This is a genomic window from Clostridium weizhouense (genome assembly GCF_019431045.1).
GTDB classification, from domain to species: domain Bacteria; phylum Bacillota; class Clostridia; order Clostridiales; family Clostridiaceae; genus Clostridium; species Clostridium weizhouense.
On the sequence record NZ_JAHXPT010000017.1, the window covers coordinates 16952 to 38191 of the forward strand.

A 21240-nucleotide genomic window follows, 5' to 3' on the forward strand; every position below is an offset into this window, starting at 1 on the left:
AAGTAAATGTTGATATTGTAGTATAAACAGACTTCTTATCATCAGATAAAGCTTGTCTTTAGCTGATGGTTAGAAGTCGTTATCCAGGAGCTAGTAGCTGTTATAGAATTACAGCTACTAGCTATCGGATAAAGCTCATGTACAGAATTGAAATAGGAAACTCTCCTCATGTACATTCGTGGAGTAAGTTCGAAGAACCAAATATAAAATTTGGATTCTCACTTAAGAGTTCTAAAAAGCAAATTCCAATGCCAGTTCGCCCTTATACTACAATATCAACACTGTTCTAAAACATATTAAAAACTTTAAATTTTTTAATATTCTAGGTTTATTTGTGGTAATTTAAAATATAAATTAAAACTAAACCTTATAAAAAATGCCATTTATAATTACTTTAGGCACATGAAAAACATATAATGTATAAAACTTTTAAACTAAAAAAAGAAACATGATGAATAATTTAGCTTGTTTTAGGCTAATATTTATCATGTTTCTTCTTTTTTAGGAGTAAATAACGTACAAAATGTAAAGTTGTAAAATTAAATATTAAAGTTATAAAAATATAGTTTAAAGTTATAAAATAAGTGGATAACCTTATGAAATTTTCTGTTCTTTTCTTTAAAATGTAAATCCTATCTAATCCCTTATATATAAACACTTTAAACATAATATTTGCTCTCGATAAATTGTATGTAAATAATATTAATAGTATGTATATTTTATTAACTGTAAGAGATAAATATAAACTGTTAGATATGAAATTAACTAGATAAAGTCTTTTAATAAACCAGAAATTTATTTGAATGTACTTTATATTTAAATGAGATTAATGTGTAATAAAATAATATCAGAATATGGTGAATATTTTTGGAGAAAGAATTTAATATAACAGGGACGTGTATTCCTAAAATGCATTATATGGTAGATACATCTGATAAATTAAAAAAGACTATAAAAGTTATAGATAAAGGAAAGTATTTTACAATAAATAGACCAAGGCTGTATGGATTAGATGAAGGATATCTTTTAATATTTGATTTTAGAAAGATTAAAGGGGAAACAGGTAAGTTAGATGAAACAGTTGTAACTTTAGGTTAGAAGAAAAAACGAATAGTTGAAGTTTATTGCTAGGAAAATAAATATAACAGATGAGATGAATTGAACTGCTCCCTGTCAAGTAGACAATAGAAAAAATAAGAGCGATAATTAGATTATGATGTTATAATTTAAATATATTATAGATTGAATTAAATAAGATATTTAATAGAGACAGGAGGGGAGCATATGGATGAGTATTTAGAATTTTTTGCTGAACATGAAGCTAATAAAAAAGTTTTTAATACAGCAGGATTATGTATAAAAAGTAAGCATTATATGGTCAATGTAGATAATAAGATTAAGAATATTATTAAATTAGTTCAAAGTGATGCTTATTTTGTAATCAATAGACCAAGGCAGTATGGAAAAACAACAACCCTTAATAGACTTGAAAAAATATTAAAAACTAGATACAAGGTTGTTAGTCTAGATTTTGAAGGCTTAGGAAATGTATTTGAATCAGAGCAAAGTTTTTGTAGATATTTCATAAATTATATAAATTCTTCTCTTGAGTTAGACTTACCTGTAATTTTTAAGTTTTTAGATTTAATTAATATTATAAAGAAAATTACAGATGATACAGATATTATATTAATTATTGATGAAGCTTTTAAAGCTTCAAATAACAAGTTATTTTTAGATTTTTTAGGAATGCTTAGATCATTATACTTATCAAGAGCTAAAGGAGATAGTAATACGTTTAAATCTGTGATATTAGCTGGAGTTTATGATATTAAAAATCTTAAAATAAAGTTTAGAGATGATACAGATGTAAGGTATAATTCACCTTGGAACATTGCAGTAAAATTTGATGTAGATATGAGCTTTAATGAATATGAAATAGGAACTATGCTAAGTGAATATTCAAAAGAAAATAAGCTCAATTTTGATATAGAAGATTTAAGCACGGAAATATATAAATTTACAAGTGGATATCCATTTTTAGTAAGTAGGATTTGTCAAATAATTGACGAGGATATATTAATAAATAGAGACAGTGTCTGGAATAAAACCCATATTCAAAAAGCTATAAAAATATTATTAGAAGAAAATAATACATTGTTTGATGATTTAATAAAGAATATGGAAAATAACAATAAGCTATATGAGTACATGTACAATTTGCTTATTTTAAATGTAACATCTATTTTTAATATAGACAATCCAATTATAAATTTAGGTGTTATGTTTGGATATTTAAGCAAAGATCATAATAATAATACTATTGTGTCAAATAAGATAATAAGAGAAAGAATTTATAATTATTTGGTATCTAAAACGGATAGTAAAGTAATGTCTAGCTACAATTTTAAAGATAATTTTATAACAGAAAATGATGGACTTGATATAGAAAAAATACTTTTAAGATTTCAACAGTTTATGAAAGAAAATTACAGCATAAGAGATACTGAATTTTTAGAAAGACATGGAGTTTTACTATTTTTATCATTTATAAAACCAATAATAAATGGTGTGGGTTTTGATTATAAGGAAGTGCAAATATCAGAAGAAAGAAGGCTTGATATAGTAATTCAATATAATCATAATAAATATGTTATAGAAACAAAAATATGGCATGGTAATATAGCACATCAAAAGGGATTAAAACAGCTTAAAAATTATTTAGATATAGAAGGTTTAGATAAAGGATATCTTTTAATATTTAATTTTAATAAAAACAAAGAGTATATAAATGAAAAATATAGTATAGAAGAAAAAGAAATATTTGAAATTATTGTATAGAGATAGGCTTATTTCAGTCTATCTTATTTTTATATACCATTTTCTTTAAATTTATATTTGTAGAAAATAAACTATTTTTTTGTGATATAATAATTTCACTAAAAATATAAAACCACATGTAGTATAAACTATAACTAATTAAAAATAGAGAATAATAATAAATATACAAACTAAGGGGTGAAAAATCATAGAGAATATACCAAAGATATTACAAGATTATTTAGATTATTTATCTACTATTAAGGAAAGAGCATATAGTACAGTTTCAGGATATAAATTAGATTTAATTATGTTTTTTAAATTTTTAAAATGTAGTAAAGAAATAGATAATTATCAAAGAGATTTTAATAAAATTGATATTAGCGACATAGATGAAGAATTTATAAAAAATATAAAACTTAAAGATTTATATTCATTCCTGGCATTTACTAAAAATTATAAGAAAAATAATGCATTAACAAGAGCTAGGAAAGTTGCTACTATAAAATCATTTTTTAAATACTGCAAAAATAAAATTAAGATATTAGATGATGATATAAGTTTGGATCTAGAAACACCAAAGCTTCCTAAAAAACAAGTAGCTTATTTAAGTTTAGATGAAAGTAAAAATTTACTTAAATCAATAGAAGGCAGAAATAAAGAGAGAGATTTTTGCATAATAACACTGTTTTTAAATTGTGGACTTAGATTAAATGAGTTATGCAATATAAAATTTGAAGATATTAGAGATGATGTTCTAGTTGTTAAGGGAAAAGGTGATAAGGATAGAACAGTTTATTTAAACAATTCATGCATAGAATCTATAAAAAATTATCTATTAAAAAGAACTAACGTAAACAATACATACCTTTTCGTAAGTGAAAGAAAAGGGCATATAAGTAGGAGAAATATTCAAAATATAGTTAAAAAGAGTATTAAAAAAGCAGGACTTGATACACATAAATATTCAACACATAAATTAAGACATACAGCAGCAACATTACTTTATAAATATGGAGATGTAGATATAAGAAGTCTTCAGAAGATATTAGGGCATGAAAGTATTTCAACAACAACGATTTATACCCATGTAGATGATGAGGATATAAGAAAAGCAATCCAATCTAATCCGTTAAATATATAATAAATTTAACTTTTTATAAATATGTATGCATATAAAAAATTATATTGGTTATTATAATAGCATAGAGTACAGAACAACCGAGCCAATACTTAATATATTCTTTATTGAATATATTAGGTTAGCCAAAGATTTAAATTAATTTACTAATGTAATTTAGCTTAAATTAGAGGGCGATTTTATATGGTTAGGAAAAGCTTTAATATAGTCGATGTTTTTACATTTATTATATGTAGGTTCCAACTTATCATATAAGGTCAAGCGAAGATTATATCTAGTGTTGAAATGATTATACATAGCCGTGAGGTTATATATAGTTGTGTAGATATTTTTTATGGTCGAACGAAACATCTTTATAAGTAGTGATTTGTTTATTTAAAGTCGAAAGATTCTAATTAGATAATAAGTTATTTGTATTGGTGCTAGGTAGGTTGTTTCTGTACTCTTATTATGTTTTAAAACAAATATTACTTAAAAACTAACATATTTATATATTAGTTTTTAAATGATATTTATAACATTTTCATTCCATTCATTACTAGAGTGAATTTAGTATTTAAAAAATCTGCTGCTTTTCTGCAAAGTATCATACGAGTAAGGAATATTTCAAAATAGTCTATTAATGGACATATAGAAGTATCTATTGTTAATGCTAATTCTATTATTCTATTTAACTTATCTACCTTTATATCTGCTTTTTCTACAGCATAATTTACTCTATCATGTATGTCAAAAGTTGCAAAATCAGTATTTCTAACCCTTGACCTTCTTACATCCGTTTTATCAGCTAATATTAATGCTGCTGAAACTGGATTTATAGGAATTCCTACATCTGCATCATGATTTCCAACAGAAGATACTATAATAGCTATTTCTTCTGGCTCCATACCAAGTCTAGTTAAAATATTAAAGGAAATACAAGCTCCAGTTTGTGCATGTTCTTCTCTATTTACCATATTACCAATGTCATGAATATATCCTGCAATTTTAGCAAGTTCAACTTCTCTTTTACTAAAACCTAAGTTTTCTAATATATCACCTGCTGTTTCTGCCACTTTTGTTACATGTCCAAACTCATGCTTAGTATATCCTTTTATACCTAAATATTTATCACCTATTTCTATATAGGTTTTAAATTCTTTATTATTTTTTATATCCTCAAATGTTGGTATTGACATTAGATCATCACCTTACTATATATAATGATTAAGAGATTTTACCCATTTATATTGATTAATTTTGAATACATGTAACTATTTTATACTTAATATTACAGTTTTATTCCTTGTGCAGTAATGAACTAAAATTTTTACATTTATATTTTAAATAGTTTATAATAATATTGTACAAAATATATTACAAAAAATTAGATAAGAAAATATAGAATTAAGGTGATTAAGATAAGTAAAGAAGAACAAAATATAATAGATTATTTGGTTGTATGTGTAAATGAATTTGCAGAAAAATTTCAAGTTAATTATAAGCAAGCATTTAATTATTTAAATAAACATAATGCTATTAAATTTCTCTTGGAGAACTATGAAATAGAGCATACATTATCTATAGATGATGCTATAGATGATATGATTATAATTGCAAGAAAAAATGGGGGGAATTTAAATGAATTATTAATTGATGAATTAAATGACGGAAAATTAATTCAAAAAGAACAATAATAAAAAGTATTTATTTGGAGAAATCTAAAAAATACCTGGATTAAACCAGGTATTTTTTATTTAAGCTTCAGAAGCGATTTGATATTCAGAAAGTTTAAGTAGTTCATTTTTAATATATTTGAATACTCTATTTTTTCGTCTTATAACAGAATGATAAGTTAAGCCTTTTTTTAAGGCATATTCTTTAAATGTAAAACCATTATAATAAACTAAGAATATAAGTTCAAAGTCTTTAGGATCAAGTTTAGATATGATAGATTGAATTTTAAGTGCTTTTTCTTTCTTTATAAAATCATTTTCTAAATCTATATTACTTTCAAAGAATTCTGTAAAGTCATTTAGTGATTCACATTCATTGATTGTTGAATTAATACTTAAAATATTTTTATGCTTTTTATTATTTCTAGCAGTATATTTCATACAATTTTTTATAGATGTGTAAACATAACTAGAAAATGAGTTAGAACCTTCGTTGTATTTATCTACTGCATTAATTAATGCAATGTATCCAATTTGAACTAAATCAAAGGTATCATAATTTTTTATATTAAAATCACGAGCAGTTTTAAATATAAAAGGTTTAAATTGAACCATAAGTTTTAAAAGTGATTCTTCATCTCCTTTTTTAGACTTTAATACTAATTTTTCTATTTCTTTATATTCCATAAAAATCCCATCCTTTTTTGCTTATTAATAATAAATATGCACTAAAAGGAAATAATGATTGCCTGTACTATTTAAAATAAATATGGTATAATTATACCATAAAATGTAAACTTAGGGAAATAGTAGCCTGTAAATAGAAAAGATAAAGAGACATAATGATTTGTGATTGTTATGGATCTTTATCTTTTTTTAATTTACAGGAAATTATAGAATTTAAGAAGCCTGAAAGGCTGAAAAAATATAATGTTATGGAGATATTTTTGAATTGACAATGGACCATGGACAATGGACAATTTACAGTTGACAATGCACAATTATGGTTGAAAGCCATAGGCTTTCTTTAATATATATTATTTAGAAATCACTGAGTGATTTCATCCTACATTGTCCATTGTCAATTAAAACGTGGCACAGCCACTTTTTTATTTAAACTCCATATAAATTTATATTTATTAAAATCTGAAAAACAAGTAATTTACCATATTATAACAGTAAATAGTAAGCATATATAGTTAAAAATGGGAAAGATAGAAGAAGTTTGTATAATGCTACAGAATATTGTATTATAAATAGTAGAATTTAAAATAAATCTATATAAAAAAAACAAGCCCCTATAATGTATTGAGCGTCGACAACTTATACACCATAGGGATTACAAACTTATTTTTATTGTTTCATATGGAATAAATTATACAATATACGACATATTAAGTCAATAATTGAGTAAAAGTAAGTGAGTATTTGTTTTTTATTATAGTATAAAGAACAGAGGGGGAGACATCTTGCTTGGAGCAATTAGAAATTTGACAGAAGATTTAAATGATAATGTTGATCCTAAATATAAGGAAGTAGCTATAAAGAATATATCTATGTTACATGATAATGATGATGGATTTATTACTATAGCTGCTAAAAAAGATAAAGAGTATGTTCAATATCATTATAAGGTAGATGATTTAACTTATAATATAGGAAAAGCTATAAGTTTAAATGCAAATATATATATGACACCAAATTCTTTCTTTATGCCTAAAAGAAAGATTGAAAATATAAGAAAATTAAATGCTCTTTACATAGATATAGATTATTATAATATTGATACTTTAAGTACATATGATCATGAAAGAGTACTTAAAAATTTAGAAAACGATTATTTTGGAGAAGATGTCCCAGAGCCTAGCTTTGCTATATTTACAGGGCGTGGACTTGCTGTATACTGGCTTATTGAACCAGTACCAATAAAAGTACTTCCACTTTGGAATGCAATTCAAAAACATTTTTTAGACAAGCTTAAAAATATGGGCGCTGATTCAAAGAGTATTGATTCAGCTAGAATAATGAGAGTTGCAGGAAGTGTAAATCATAAAACAGGAGAAAGAGCCAAGCTTTATATATATGATGAGAAATTAATTTATAGATTAAAGGATATACAAGAAAACTATTTACCTAAATTAACTCCATATGTTAAGAATCCTGCATTTAAAGGAAGGGGTAGAAAATCTAAGATAGTAAATTTCTATACTTTATATTCTCTACATTATGCAAGACTTAATGATATATTAAAGCTACTTGAGATTAGAGATGGATATTGTAGAAATGAAATTGGAAACTTAGTAGAAGAAGGCCAAAGAGAGTTTATGTGTTTCCTTTATAGATATTGGAACTGCTGTTATTCTAATGATACTAAACAAGCTTTAGAGAACACTTTAGAGTTTAACCAAGGCTTTAAAAAGCCACTAACTAATAAGGAAGTAGAAAAGATAACTATTCAAGCTGAAAAAGCATATGAAAAGTGGCTATTAGATAGCCCAAGCGGAGTTTATAAGCGTGGTGGTTATAATTATAAGAATGAAACATTAATAGAAAAATTAAATATAACAGATGATGAAATGAAGGTCATGACAACAATAATAGGACCAAATGAAAAGAATAGAAGAAAAAAAGAAAAAAGAAAAATACAGAGAAGAAATGAAGATGGATTAACTAAAAGAGAGCAACAAAAAAGAGAACGGGAAAAGAAGATAAAAGAATTAATAAATAAAGGTTACAATATGAACCAAGTAGCAAAAGAATTAGGGATTAATAGAAGTACAATAAGTAGAAGTTATAAACATTTATTTATATGATGTTGCATGAAATGTCCCCTTATATTAATGGGGCGTTAGCCTGTTTACTTTTTTTTTAGAAAAATTGATATCCTGATAGCACTACTAGGGCATAATTAAAAGGGGAGCAACAAAAAAAGAGAACGGGAAAAGAAGATAAAAGAATTAATAAATAAAGGTTATAATATGAATCAAGTAGCAAAAGAATTAGGAATTAATAGAGGTGAAATAAGTAGAAGTTATAAACATTTATTAATGATGTTGCATGAAATGTCCTCTTATATTAATTTTGTGTTGGCCTGTTTACTTAAAAAAAAAACACTGTCTTATAATTATAATAGGACCAAATAAAAAGGATAGAAGAAAACTTGTTAGATTTCAGGACATGACACGAATGTTCCCTAAACACCATCATTGAGAAAAATAGTTTTGTATTGGGGTTTTTGTATTTTTTTAATATAAGATTTTACTGTGAAAATTTCTTCCTGAGGGAAAATATTTTTAACGATTTTATAACATATATAATATATTCATTTAATATAATGGAATGTAATACAGGCATTGATATGCTGTGTTAATACTAAATTTAAAGAAGTTTCGAAAAGTTATAATTACATGACATTTGGATACTTATATTACATCCACAAATGAATAGCTATAGAATTTTTTCAGGTAAATAGAGCATAAACCTCGAAGTTATCAGGTGCTCAAGAGTATTATTTTTTAAGGAGGATAATTTTTATGGATAGACCTATTGGAATTATTGTATCACAGTCAAGACCACTAGAAGGTCAAAGCAGTCGAGCAAGTGGTAATTTCTCCACTAAATGGTATGGGGGACCCCATCAAATGTTAGTAGAAGTTACGGTTGATGGCCAGATTGATAATAGTATTGTTTTTAATATAGCCGAAGATAAAAGTGGAAGTGACCCTACAAAAGCGAGGGATGTATGCAATAATAAAGAATTGGATTTTATTGATAGTAGCTCTCTTTATATTTGTGAGGTTAGAAGTCCACATAATAAAGATTTTATGGTTACAATTAAACCATATGTAAATCAGTAATATAAATAATTACAAGGAGGATTGATTATGATTAGACCAATTGCAGTTGTAGTATCAAGTAATGCACGTTTAGATGAACAGAGAAGTCGAACAAGTGGTAATTTCTCTACGAAATGGTTTGGTAGTTGTAGTTCTATGGATGTTGAGGTCACAGTAGATGGTGTAATTGATAATGAAGTTACTTTTAGTATGGCAATAGATAATGGTGGTAGTGACGATACGATATTTAATGAAGTTAGAAATGGTTCTCGTTTAAAATATTATGACTCAAATGATTTTTACATTTGTAATGTTTCTACAAGTCAGCGTAAAGAGTTTACAATTAAATTTCTTCCTGTTTAGATTTATATAAAGCATTTGAAAGGAAAGAATCTTTAGAAACATATAATTAATTAAGAATAAAAAACTATAATGCATTAAAATTTATTTAAAAATAAATAGACTATGGATTATAAAAAATTTATAACTAATAATAAAACTTAATGATAATTTTAGGAGCTGCTTATATAGTAGCTCCTTTTTTAATGTTTTTAAATTTTTGATATTAATATCTAATATTAATATTACATTTTAAAATTTAACAGCGATACTATGGTTTAATATTTAAATATTAAATTAATACATATTAGGAAAGTCAGCAATTTACTTAAAGTACTATAATGAATATTTTATTTAATCATCTAAAATGGATGATTAAATAAACACTAAACACATACTATTTGAAACTTTATAAAATAGACTATGTAAATAACAAAAATAATGGGTATTTCTAAAAATATAATAGTAATATTAATTTTTATACCCTCATATTTATAATAACAGTTTATTAAAGTATATATTTTAATAAATTACCAAAAGAAAAAATGATATTGAATATGATAATAACTTAAAATGCCATTTAAATATTTTTAAAAATAAAGGAGGAACAATAATGGATTCAAATCAAAATAAAAATCAAATATTCAATAATTTACCAAATGATAAGGGTATTTTAAATAGTGATACCTTTGAAGATGATTCAGATGTTTTGATGAAAAATATTGATTATAAAGATTTTATGAATGAATTTGAAAGTATTACCCCTTCTATTTCATTTGCTGCAATAGGAATTATCCTTAATCTTACTAAACAATATATATCTTATGTTAGGGAACCTTCTGCTAGGGGAGGAATAGGATTGATAAGAGATCTTGTAAGTATAATAAGAAACCGTAATGTAGTAAATCTTACTATTGATCTTGTAAGAGATCTTATTTTAGAAGAATTAAATAATTATACAACACAGCAAGCAAATAGCAGAATGACTGCAATAAATAACAATCATGATCAATATCTTAATAATTTAGAACTTTATTTAAATAAGAATATGTCTGAAGCAGATTTTATCAGGGACTTAAGAAGCCATGAAGCTTCATTAAGATTTCAACTAGATTCTTTTTTCAGTTTACAAGGTTATGAGCTATTATTATTACCTAACTTTGTGCAAGTTGCCTTATATCATTTAAAGGTATTACAAGATGGTATAATATATGGTGGAGTAAATTTAATCCCTCAGCCTTCAAATGAAGGTGCATTTGCTTTAAATCGACCTGCCAGTCGTAATTTTAAAGAAGCCCTTGATACTAGTATAAGTATTTATACTAATCATTGTACTAATTGGTATAATACTGGTTTAAACAGGTTAAGAGGTTCAAGTAATGAAGATTGGACTAGATTTAATAATTATCGTACAGAAATGACCATAATGGTATTAGACTTTGTTGAATTATTCCCATTATTTGATCCTATTAAATATCCAGGAGCAACAAATGTTGAATTATCTAGAATCCTTTATACAGAGCCAATGAGACTAGGAACTGTTCTTCATGGTTTTCAACAGACTGAAAATTTCGTAACTTCTCCATCTAATAGAGCCGCTTTATTAAATAATATAGAAATTTTTACAGCTTATTATTTTCTTCCTAATAATACGTCTAGAGAGTATTGGTCTGGTAATATAAATACTCTAAGTAATGCTTCTTCATATTCTTATGGTTATAGGCATAATGATAGATTCCTTGGATCAACTAACTTTAATACTAGAAATATTGATATTTTTAAAGTAGATATGACGACTCATGCAATTCATCAAACTCGTGCAAGTTATTGGGGAGTTCATAAGGCAGATTTTACTGGTATAAATACACAAAATAATCAAAGAACAGTATTATTATATAATAGACCTAATGATTTTTATTGGTTTGATAGAGAATTTTTTTTACCAGGAGAATCATCAGAAGAACCAACTGTAAGTAATTATACTCATAAATTATTTCAAATAAAGACTACAATGCAAGAATGGAGAGATACACGTCATTCATTATTTTCACATGCATGGTTGCATAAAAGTTTTAATAGCCAAAATGTATTTAGAGAAGATCAAATCTCACAAATACCAGCTATAAAAACAAATAATGATAACATAGAACACCCTATATTGCGAGTACACGGATATACTGGAGGGGATTTGATAAAATTAGATGATATGAATTCAAGCGTATCATATACATTAACACCAGCAAATCCAGAATCATTAAAGGCACATTTTATTATTCGTCTTCGCTATGCTAGTATGAGCGATAATGTTCAAATAGCTGTTAGTTTGGGAAGTACTAAAGTTCCACCAGTGAATGTTCAAAGGACCGTGAAGGATGAAGGCACATTAGAAAACCTTCGCTATGAAGATTTTGAATACGTTACATTTCTAGGTAGTTTTTTGATGAATTCTAACTTAAGTATTATTAGAGACACACCTAACACAGAACTTGTAATTGATAAAATTGAATTGATTCCAGAACATTAATATTACTGAAAAAGATGATAATGGAGAAAAAAGTATAAATAGAATGAATTAAGAATTTATTTTGTAGATAATTTTAGGAGCTACTTATATAGGAGCTCCTTTTTTGATATATCAATATTCACTTAAAACATGTCCTAATTTTTATAAGCATCTGTACTTTTTTCAAAAATTGAAGGATCTATATTTTTATCAATATTAATTTCATTTGTCTCCATTGACATTAATGTGTTATTATCCTTATCTAAAAAATCTAAATTTAAAATTATTCCAGTTTCTTTATCAACAATAATTTTAAATTTATTCTCTCCGCTTTTGCCTGTGAAACCTAACTTACCATTAATTAATATTGATTTTCTATTTAGATAATCTATATCTCCTTCTATTTCCCAATTATCATAATTTTTTAAATATGACTGGATTTCTTGATTAAATAATGTTATATTATCTTGAACTAAAAAATCACCATCACGTCTATCTATAAATTCACCATTTTTTTTATTATATCTATCTTTTGGTTTTAATTTTCTTATATTTTCATTCACTACATATTCAGTACCTTGAAAATCAGTATATAAATTTTTTATATTATCAAATTGTCTTTGTATATTATCTTTATATATTATTTCTTCATTTGTATTTCCATCATCTGATATTATACTTACATAAGATTTTTTGTTTTCTATGTCAGCACAATATTTTACAACTTCATTATACTTTGAGATTTTATCAGTGTAAGTATATTTACCTGTAACATTTTTGAAAAAATCTATACTATTTAAAATTTTATAATTGATTACTTCTTTTTCGCTCATGCTATTAAAAAAATCATCATTTATAATGATACTATCAACATAACTTGGTAATTCAATATTATTATCTTTATTATCTGTTGTATTGATATATATTTTAGTAATAATAACTATGCTAACTAGTAAAGTTATCAATGCAATGAAAAATAATTTCTTATTTTTAACTATTTTAATCATGTCCTCCCCCTAAACTTACATACTTTCCATATAACTTTTGTTATTGTTATACATAGTATTTTACTTGTCCAAAAATCTCGTCTGCTACATCTACTCATTAAATAAACGCCATTAACTTTTAAATCATCACTTACATATATTCCTACTATGAATATTATTAAATTATTAATAAAAAACCAGATCATAGGAAAATCCAAATTATCAAAGTTATTCTCATAAGATATTCCTTTAAAGAATTCGAATATAATTGTACTCATATTACAATCTTCTCTATTATTTAAGTTATTAATTAGACTAAAACTAATTATAGATATTATAAATATCACACCTAAATATTTAAAAACATTTTTCTTATAACTATATAAAATATCTCTTTTTAGTAAAGAGCCTATAACTTTTTTCTTACTCATATATTTATTCCTCTAATTTTTTATTAATAAAATCTTTATTTAAAATAAATTCTTTTCCTATAAAATAACAGGCAATAATTATAAACAATAAATATATATAATTTAATAAAATACTAACAGGATTTATCCAATTTTTTAAAACAATTGTCATTTGACTAGTTATTATAGAAAACTCACTTTGAGTTACATCAAAAAATAGAATAATACTTACTATTAAATATACATATATATTTGTTAATTTTATTTTTAACACTGAAATAAACATCCCAATGCTACATGTACCCAAGAAAAAACCTATAAAAATTATTGGTAACATTTTATAGGTTAAAATTATATTAGATGTCTTCCTACCCAAAAAAAGTCTATTAATATAAATATATTGCAAATTAAAATCTCTAATTTTATCATGCTAATATCTTTTATTTTATATTTAAATTCCTTAATAAATCTCATTTTTAGTCCCTCCAAGATAGAATAGAGACATGCTCACTATCATAATCCCAATGAATTCCAAAATTATAACTTTTATATCTTGTTTAATTGATAAATACAAAAATGAAAGTGGTGAATAAGAATGTTTATTAGTTATATCTAATAATATTCCTATAACATTACATAAAAGAAATGGTATAAATAATACTACAAACTTATTTTTTATAATAGTACTTACCCCTAATGATATAGATGCAAATGCTCCTGCATACATAAAATATATTACTAGCCACAAAGCTATATATAAAATTGGATATGTATAAAAAAGTGCTGGGAATAATCCTCCACATAATATAGTTTGTTTTCCTAATATAGCATGTGTTGGTAAGCTTGGATAACTTAAAATTAAAATAATAAAATTAATTATTAATGGAATTACAAAGCCCAAACCTCCAACAACAAAATTAGATAAAAATTTATACATTAAATATTTCTTTTTACTATATCTAGTATGAATGCATTTTATAAATCCACTATTTATATCTTCCAAATATGAATCTGAATAACTTAAAACACTTAAAATTGGAAAAATTAATATCAATATGTTTGAAATTGAATTTAAATTAAAAAAAATGAAATTATCATAAGAAGATATTTCATATGCTTTTATATAAGATTGAATAGAATATGATTCTGTTTTCATTAAAATGGAACTTAAAATACAAGCTACTGTTCCTATAAAAAGTGCTATTTTAAAAGAAATTCTTGAAAAACCTCTTTTAACTTCCTGAAAAAACATTTTATCCCCCTTTTCATATTATTAAATTGGGAAAATCCTATGGATTTTCCCTTATTTTTTACATGAATTTTTATGATTTTAAATTAATGATAATTACCTACAATTACATATTTACACAACATCCAAACTATGTAAATACATATTTCTCTAAATGACAAAAATTAGATATTAAAAGCAAATATTTCTATATAGACTTTATTTTTTCAAATTATGATTAGAACAATATAAAAAGTCAACTTCAAAAGAAAAAACTTTAAATAATAATTTAGGTGATGAAAGATTGGTTATTTTTTTTCATAAACTTCACCTCTAACCAATACTATATTTACAAATATATGGTTATTTTATTATATACATTTATATATGTCTAATTAAAATTGATAATGTAGGATCAAATCACCGTGTGATTTCTAAAATATATACTTTTAAGAAAGCCTGTGGCTTTCAACCATAATTGTGCATTGTCAACTGTCAACTGTAAATTGTCCATTGAAACATGGCATAGCCACTTTTTCTATTATAATATCAATATCTAATATTAATATTATATTTTAAAATTTAATAACAATATTATAATTTAATATTAAATTATAATTTTAAATATAAATATTTAATAAAGAGGTGAAATATAAATGCATGGTATTATATCTATAATCAATGTCAAAGGTGGAGTAGGAAAGACTACAGTATAAGAGATACTGAATTTTTAGAAAGACATTTAAGATAAAATAATTTATTATGTGAAGTATTATATAAATTATGCATTGGCCATAATAAATAGTATAATAAATATATATTTTAAAGCTATAAACATTTAATTACTGGAGGGAAACATGGAAAAGAATATGGAATTATTTCATGGTAGTGCTATGGTGGTAGAAAAACCTAAAGTATTAATTAGTGGATTTTATAAAGATTTTGGATTTGGTTTTTATTGTACAAATATTGAGAAACAAGCTAAAAGGTGGGCTTTAGTTAAAAAATCAAACCATATTGTTAATAGATATACTTATATTGCAAATAGTGAACTAACTGTACTTAAATTTGAAAAAATGACAGATCAGTGGTTAGATTTTGTTGTTTCGTGCAGAAGGGGAATTGCTCATAGTTATGATTTAGTAGAAGGTCCAATGGCAGATGATACAATTTGGGATTATATAGAAGATTATATAGAAGGAAACATTACAAAAGAAGCTTTTTGGATATTGGTAAAATTTAAATATCCAACACATCAAATAGTTTTTTGTAATGATAAAGCATTAGAAACATTAAAATATGAAGGGAGTTATTCTTTATGATGAATGTATTTTTTAAAGATGAAGAAATCACGGAAAATGATTTATATTTTATGTGCTATATAATTGAAAGAATATCAAGAACGCTACATACAAGAAATAAAGAGGTGGTTAATGCAATTGGATATGATGAGCTTGCAAAGAAAATTAGTGTTGCAAGTGTTCTCCACTGTGAAAATCCACTAAAGGTAGTAGATGATTGGATTCAAGAATATAACTTAAAAAAAGGTGACTTTAATATATTAGATGTAGACAAAGAATTGGTTGAAAAAGTTCCATCAGAAACTCAAATGGGAAAAGTATATAAAAGACTAATAGTAAATACATTAGAACCAAATGAAGATTATATTCATGGTTTAATAAGAGTATATAATTCTGAAATTTGTGAGTTCATTGATAATTATAATTCTAGTGCATATTATGAACCATTACCTACAATTATTAGAGCTTATTATAATTCATCATTTAATTAAAAAATAAATTATAGTTATTCATTGTATAAATAATTGTTTTTAATAATGGTAGCAGTCTATTCTTAGGCTGCTATTTTTTATTATAATATTAATATTTAATATTAATATTATAGTTTACAATTTAATAATAATATGATATTTTAATATCAAACTATAATATTAAATCTAAATATTTAATAAAGAGGTGAAATATAAATGCATGATATTATATCTATAATCAATGTCAAAGGTGGAGTAGGAAAGACTACAACTGCCATTAATTTAGCTGGACAGTTTGCAAAGCAAGGTCACAGAGTATTATTAATTAAAAAAAAGATAGAGACCTTTTTATTAGACTCTACCTTTTTGAGTACACTTTCCATAGAAAATTAACATTATTCTATAATTTAATTTTCTATAAGATATTCTTAAATTTATCTATGCTCTAAAGTTTCCATATATTCAATTAAATCGCTAACATTTGTATAAGGATTACTTTTAACAAAACTTTCAGCATTGATTTTTAAATATTCATTTTCAGCATTAGGTAATATTTTATCTAAACTTTCATGATGCTTTTTTAGCTTTTTAGAATTACTTATTGCAGTTGTCAGATTATCTTTTAGTTCACTATAAACATTTTTATTTTTATCATAATTACTAATATATTTATCTAATCTTTTCTTGACATCATCATAGTTTTTTAGATTAGCAGTAGTATATTCAAAATGTAGAAGATACCAAAGTTCAAAACAAGGATTTGATATTCCAAGTCGTATTTTATTTTTGCTTGATAGTGTTTTAGCCTTTTGTATTTCATTTATTTTACTTTGCATTGCATTATTATTGTTATAATTTATATCAACATCAAATACGCACCAAACTCTATCACCGTCTTCTTCATTTATATCATAATCTTTCTCTTTAATTTCAATAGCTTTTTTAACTAAGTTTTCGGGATCTGTAGCCTTACCCTTATTTTTACCTTTTGAATTTTTATCAGCAATTCTAACATCTACTTTAGTATACTTTGAATTAAAATTATCAAGATATATTGTTTCAGTATCTTTACCTTCGCATATGATTACTATTGTAGGATTTAACTTTCTTTTTTTCCTAAGTTGTTCTCTTGGCTTTTCAGCACTTCTTTTTAATCCCATTGCCAATCACCTTTTAATACTGGAATAGCACCATACTTTCCTTGAAGGTATCCTTTTTCTATACTTACATTCTTTCTTACTCCTCTAAAGTCATATAAAGAATATAAGTCAGTGCTTTTATCTTCTTTCTTTTCAGTAAACCAAACCTGATCACGTCTTAAAAGATCTGAATCAAGAAGATTAGTATCATGAGTTGAGAATATTAATTGTGCATTATTTTTATTAATCTCAGGATCTAAAAACATTTGTATAAGTTTTTTTACTAAAAGTGTATGAAGTCTAATATCAAGCTCATCAATTACAATTGTATATCCATTTAATAATGCATCAACCCAAGGACCTAAAAGTCCAAAAAACTTTTGTGTTCCATCTGATTCTTCATTTAAATCAAATTTATAATTTATAATATTTCCACTTTCATCTTCAATGCTATGAATCATTTTAATGTCTAAAACATCACGATCTTGTATTTTATTTAATATTTCAGCTTTAGCATCATCAGGGATTACGTTATATAAATCTGAACTTAATATGTCTTGTGCTTTTCTTAACTTTATATCTACATTATCTATACCTACATCTGCAAGCTTTATATATTTTTTTACAAGTACATTAATTTTTTCATCATTATGCATTTTTGATCCAGTATATCCTTCCAATTTATCATGATTAATAAAAATATTTAAATAGTTACTAAGCCATTCAAATGGAATTTTTGCTTTCTCATATTCCCATAAACTTTCTGTTGCAATAAATAATTTATTTTTTGAATGAAATTTATTTTTTAATTCTGTCTGACGTTCTACATCAATTGTAAATGTATATTCATCTTTTTTCCTATCAAAGATAGTACTTTGTCTACCGTTTGGATAGTAATATAAATATTCTTCAATAACTTCTTCTTCAGTTACAGAAAAACCATAAAGGTATTTTATATTTTTATGAATAAATATTATCTGAAATTCGCTAGGCTCATCTATACAATTTCTATCAAGCTTAAAAGCATTTCTTGGTATTTTACGCCCTTGTTGCATTTCATGAGATTTGTTTATAAACCATGAAAAGAATTTTAATGCCTTTAATACATTACTTTTACCAGAAGCATTGGCGCCATATATAACAACTGATTTTAAAGCGTTTTTAATTTTTTTTCCATCTTCATAAGGTAAAAGATTATCTTCAAATGAAGAATCTTTAGATGCTACCATACTTAAAGTTACTTCATCTTTTATAGATAAAAAGTTTTTTACCGTAAATTCTAATATCATTTGAATCCTCCGTTAAATAGTTTTTATAAATATATTGTTCTTTTTAGTATATTATAACCATGTTTTTGCAAAAAAGATACAAAATTAATAAATAAAACTTATTTTACTCGAATTTTATTTTGAAAAGCGGTTGACTTTTTCCAATGATTGGATTAATATAAACATACAAATAAAACATGGATAGAAAATGTTTTATATATAAATATTGCAATAAAAGTGTAATATTTATATATAAATAATTAAAATTAATTATTTTAAGCAAATAAAAAAAGGCAGCGCCAACTACCTTTTTAAAGAAAACACTGATAGGTTTTCTCACGCTATATTTAATAAAATCAACAGAATTATAACACAAATATAGATGTGCTTCAATTTTCTATCAGAGATTTGGAGGACAAAATATGATCTTAAGTAAAAATATTATAAAATTTGCGCCTTACTAACTGTTTTAAATTTTATAATCATTATTAATTATTAAAATTTTAAAACAGAAAGGAGTAGACTGTATATATACATATAGTCACACAAAAATTATGAATAAAAAACAAACTGGTTCAAATATTTCATCATTAGCATCACAAATATTAACTAACTCAAATTCATCTGCAATTCAAAAGCAACTAGCAGGTTCAGCTTTATCACAAAGCCATACTAACAAGCAAACTGGTAAAGCTATGGAAACTACTGCTTCACATGTACTTCAAAGTTCTAAGTATAATGATACTACTAAATCTTTAGCTGCGAGTATTTTATCTCAAAGTAATAAAGACAGATAGGGGGTAGCTTATGTATAAAGGTTTTAATTTGGCATTTAATACATCTTCAACATTCAAAGAGTTATTAAATAAATATCATGATTATGGTAAAGAAATTTATAATAACAAAAAAAATGAAGTTATTAAGAATTTAGATTCGTATTTAGGTCCAGATGGTTCTCTTGATTGTAGTGCTCTTCAAGAAGATTGGTTTCCAACAATTAATAGTAATATTTTTATATCTCATTCTCATGACGATGAAGAGTTAGCTGTTAGTTTAGCAGGATGGCTATATAAAAAATTTAAATTAACTTCATTTATTGATTCTTATGTTTGGGGGTATTGTAATGACTTGTTAAAAGATATTGATGAGGAATATTGTAAGCATTCTAATGGACAATCTTATGATTATGATAAAAGAAATTATTCTACAAGTCATGTTCATATGATGCTTTCAACTGCTTTAACAAAAATGATAGATAAAACAGAATGCATACTATTCTTAAATACTGATAAATCAACATTAAAAGCCAAAGATATCATTTCTACACAAACTCGTTCACCTTGGATTTACTCTGAAATCATGTCTACTAAAATGTTAAGAAAAAATACACCTAAACGATTTACTTTAAAAAAATCAACTAATGGTATACAGTTTATAGAAAATGCTCAAAAAACTTTTAAACCTACATATGATATAGATTTAAAACATCTAGTTAAACTATCAGAATCAAATTTAAATAATCTTCATAAATGTTATGAAACAAGCTATCCTAATAATCCAACAGATGCTTTGGACAAACTATATCAAATAACACATATTCATTAAGCGTGGAGGAAATCATTAAAATGAATGATATAAGTATAGATTTAAAAGAAACTCTTCATAAAGAAATTGATTTAATTCAGGCATGTATATTAAGAATGAGTCAAAATTCTTTTCAGTTAAAAGGTTGGTTGGTATCATTAATTGCAGTAATATTAGCTGTTACAGCAAAATCAACTAATGTTATTTTTATAAATATTCTACTAATTGTCATAACATTTACATTTTGGTGTTTAAATGCATATTTTCTGAGAACTGAAAGATTGTATAGAAAATTATATGATTGGGTAATTACAGAACGTCTTAATAATAATATTGATTTTTTATATAATCTAAATGCACATAGATTTGAAATGGAAGTTGGTAGTATTTTAAAGACTATGTTTTTAAAAACATTAGTTTGTTTCTATGGAACAACTTTTGTGTTACTAATTATAATCTTATCTTATAATCTAATACCAATAATTCATTATTTACTCTGCCCATATAAATAATATATAACAACTTCAATAGGTATCGCTTTTACAACAATCTCAATTTTT

23 protein-coding genes and 1 pseudogene are annotated in these 21240 nt (G+C 24.7%); 15 read left to right on the forward strand and 9 right to left on the reverse strand.

All coding sequences use genetic code 11. The annotated features are described in order from the left end of the window. Nucleotides 1-65: 65 nt before the first annotated feature. The 4 genes from KYD98_RS16350 to KYD98_RS16365 all read left to right on the forward strand — a co-directional run bounded on the left by KYD98_RS16350 (nucleotide 66) and on the right by KYD98_RS16365 (nucleotide 3964). Nucleotides 66-290, forward strand: coding sequence for a hypothetical protein (locus KYD98_RS16350; RefSeq protein WP_219781120.1), 225 nt, complete (start codon nucleotides 66-68; stop codon nucleotides 288-290). Between the two features lie 577 nt (nucleotides 291-867). Continuing rightward, on the forward strand, nucleotides 868-1098 hold the full coding sequence (locus KYD98_RS16355) for a hypothetical protein (protein ID WP_219781173.1): 231 nt from the start codon (nucleotides 868-870) through the stop codon (nucleotides 1096-1098). A 186-nt stretch (nucleotides 1099-1284) separates the two neighbouring features. Then, a complete protein-coding gene (locus KYD98_RS16360; protein ID WP_219781121.1) occupies nucleotides 1285-2841 on the forward strand; it encodes a GxxExxY protein in 1557 nt (518 codons plus the stop codon). A 289-nt stretch (nucleotides 2842-3130) separates the two neighbouring features. Beyond that, nucleotides 3131-3964, forward strand: coding sequence for a tyrosine-type recombinase/integrase (locus KYD98_RS16365; RefSeq protein WP_373368742.1), 834 nt, complete (start codon nucleotides 3131-3133; stop codon nucleotides 3962-3964). Between the two features lie 509 nt (nucleotides 3965-4473). On the opposite strand, the gene KYD98_RS16370 is transcribed toward KYD98_RS16365, so the two are convergent. Continuing rightward, nucleotides 4474-5139 (reverse strand): HD domain-containing protein, encoded by a 666-nt coding sequence (locus tag KYD98_RS16370; RefSeq protein ID WP_219781122.1) that lies wholly within the window; start codon nucleotides 5137-5139, stop codon nucleotides 4474-4476. Between the two features lie 213 nt (nucleotides 5140-5352). Here KYD98_RS16370 and KYD98_RS16375 point away from each other — a divergent pair, with 213 nt between their 5' ends. Further along, complete coding sequence (locus tag KYD98_RS16375) at nucleotides 5353-5637, forward strand: DUF3791 domain-containing protein (RefSeq protein WP_308462469.1); 285 nt, start codon at nucleotides 5353-5355, stop codon at nucleotides 5635-5637. A 60-nt stretch (nucleotides 5638-5697) separates the two neighbouring features. Here KYD98_RS16375 and KYD98_RS16380 read toward each other — a convergent pair whose 3' ends face one another. Further along, nucleotides 5698-6303, reverse strand: a complete 606-nt coding sequence (locus KYD98_RS16380) for a sigma-70 family RNA polymerase sigma factor (protein WP_219781123.1) — start codon at nucleotides 6301-6303, stop codon at nucleotides 5698-5700. A 782-nt stretch (nucleotides 6304-7085) separates the two neighbouring features. Between KYD98_RS16380 and KYD98_RS16385 the strand changes: the two genes are divergently transcribed. The 4 genes from KYD98_RS16385 to KYD98_RS16400 all read left to right on the forward strand — a co-directional run bounded on the left by KYD98_RS16385 (nucleotide 7086) and on the right by KYD98_RS16400 (nucleotide 12315). Beyond that, nucleotides 7086-8429 carry a helix-turn-helix domain-containing protein gene (locus KYD98_RS16385; RefSeq protein WP_219781124.1) on the forward strand — a complete coding sequence of 448 codons (1344 nt, stop codon included), beginning with the start codon at nucleotides 7086-7088 and terminating at the stop codon, nucleotides 8427-8429. A 720-nt stretch (nucleotides 8430-9149) separates the two neighbouring features. Continuing rightward, the gene (locus KYD98_RS16390) at nucleotides 9150-9473 is read left to right on the forward strand and encodes a DeoR family transcriptional regulator (RefSeq protein WP_219781125.1); all 324 of its coding nucleotides are present in this window, start codon (nucleotides 9150-9152) and stop codon (nucleotides 9471-9473) included. 27 nt (nucleotides 9474-9500) lie between these two features. After that, entirely contained in the window at nucleotides 9501-9815 is a 315-nt protein-coding gene (locus KYD98_RS16395) for a hypothetical protein (protein ID WP_219781126.1), read from the forward strand. A gap of 589 nt (nucleotides 9816-10404) precedes the next feature. Then, nucleotides 10405-12315, forward strand: coding sequence for an insecticidal delta-endotoxin domain-containing protein (locus KYD98_RS16400; RefSeq protein ID WP_219781127.1), 1911 nt, complete (start codon nucleotides 10405-10407; stop codon nucleotides 12313-12315). Nucleotides 12316-12449: 134 nt separating this feature from the next. Here KYD98_RS16400 and KYD98_RS16405 read toward each other — a convergent pair whose 3' ends face one another. The 5 genes from KYD98_RS16405 to KYD98_RS16420 form a co-directional block, all read right to left on the reverse strand. Beyond that, nucleotides 12450-13301, reverse strand: a complete 852-nt coding sequence (locus KYD98_RS16405; protein ID WP_219781128.1) for a hypothetical protein — start codon at nucleotides 13299-13301, stop codon at nucleotides 12450-12452. Continuing rightward, the gene (locus tag KYD98_RS16410) at nucleotides 13298-13711 is read right to left on the reverse strand and encodes a hypothetical protein (RefSeq protein ID WP_219781129.1); all 414 of its coding nucleotides are present in this window, start codon (nucleotides 13709-13711) and stop codon (nucleotides 13298-13300) included. The genes KYD98_RS16405 and KYD98_RS16410 overlap by 4 nt, the downstream gene beginning before the upstream one ends. 4 nt (nucleotides 13712-13715) lie before the next feature. Beyond that, nucleotides 13716-13964, reverse strand: coding sequence for a hypothetical protein (locus tag KYD98_RS16415; protein ID WP_219781130.1), 249 nt, complete (start codon nucleotides 13962-13964; stop codon nucleotides 13716-13718). Nucleotides 13965-14041: 77 nt separating this feature from the next. Then, a complete protein-coding gene (locus tag KYD98_RS18295) occupies nucleotides 14042-14164 on the reverse strand; it encodes a hypothetical protein (protein WP_258049890.1) in 123 nt (40 codons plus the stop codon). Then, entirely contained in the window at nucleotides 14151-14942 is a 792-nt protein-coding gene (locus tag KYD98_RS16420; RefSeq protein WP_219781131.1) for a hypothetical protein, read from the reverse strand. The genes KYD98_RS18295 and KYD98_RS16420 overlap by 14 nt, the downstream gene beginning before the upstream one ends. 833 nt (nucleotides 14943-15775) lie before the next feature. Here KYD98_RS16420 and KYD98_RS16425 point away from each other — a divergent pair. From KYD98_RS16425 to KYD98_RS18300, 3 genes and pseudogenes are all read left to right on the forward strand, one after another. Further along, nucleotides 15776-16240, forward strand: a complete 465-nt coding sequence (locus tag KYD98_RS16425; RefSeq protein WP_219781132.1) for a DUF3990 domain-containing protein — start codon at nucleotides 15776-15778, stop codon at nucleotides 16238-16240. Beyond that, nucleotides 16237-16710, forward strand: a complete 474-nt coding sequence (locus tag KYD98_RS16430) for a hypothetical protein (RefSeq protein ID WP_219781133.1) — start codon at nucleotides 16237-16239, stop codon at nucleotides 16708-16710. The genes KYD98_RS16425 and KYD98_RS16430 overlap by 4 nt, the downstream gene beginning before the upstream one ends. Before the next feature lie 195 nt (nucleotides 16711-16905). Then, nucleotides 16906-17016 (forward strand): annotated as a pseudogene (locus KYD98_RS18300) (ParA family protein); the annotation flags it as partial. Nucleotides 17017-17123: 107 nt separating this feature from the next. On the opposite strand, the gene KYD98_RS16440 reads toward KYD98_RS18300, so the two are convergent. Beyond that, on the reverse strand, nucleotides 17124-17849 hold the full coding sequence (locus KYD98_RS16440; protein WP_219781135.1) for an RloB family protein: 726 nt from the start codon (nucleotides 17847-17849) through the stop codon (nucleotides 17124-17126). Further along, on the reverse strand, nucleotides 17840-19117 hold the full coding sequence (locus KYD98_RS16445; RefSeq protein WP_219781136.1) for an AAA family ATPase: 1278 nt from the start codon (nucleotides 19115-19117) through the stop codon (nucleotides 17840-17842). The genes KYD98_RS16440 and KYD98_RS16445 overlap by 10 nt, the downstream gene beginning before the upstream one ends. A gap of 533 nt (nucleotides 19118-19650) precedes the next feature. Between KYD98_RS16445 and KYD98_RS16450 the strand changes: the two genes are divergently transcribed. The 3 genes from KYD98_RS16450 to KYD98_RS16460 are packed head-to-tail and all read left to right on the forward strand — an operon-like array spanning nucleotide 19651 to nucleotide 21192. Beyond that, nucleotides 19651-19893: a hypothetical protein gene (locus KYD98_RS16450; RefSeq protein ID WP_219781137.1), complete on the forward strand. Its 243-nt coding sequence runs from the start codon at nucleotides 19651-19653 to the stop codon at nucleotides 19891-19893. Between the two features lie 10 nt (nucleotides 19894-19903). Then, entirely contained in the window at nucleotides 19904-20701 is a 798-nt protein-coding gene (locus tag KYD98_RS16455; RefSeq protein ID WP_219781138.1) for a hypothetical protein, read from the forward strand. A gap of 20 nt (nucleotides 20702-20721) precedes the next feature. Next, nucleotides 20722-21192 carry a hypothetical protein gene (locus KYD98_RS16460; protein ID WP_219781139.1) on the forward strand — a complete coding sequence of 157 codons (471 nt, stop codon included), beginning with the start codon at nucleotides 20722-20724 and terminating at the stop codon, nucleotides 21190-21192. The last annotated feature ends 48 nt before the right edge of the window (nucleotides 21193-21240 follow it).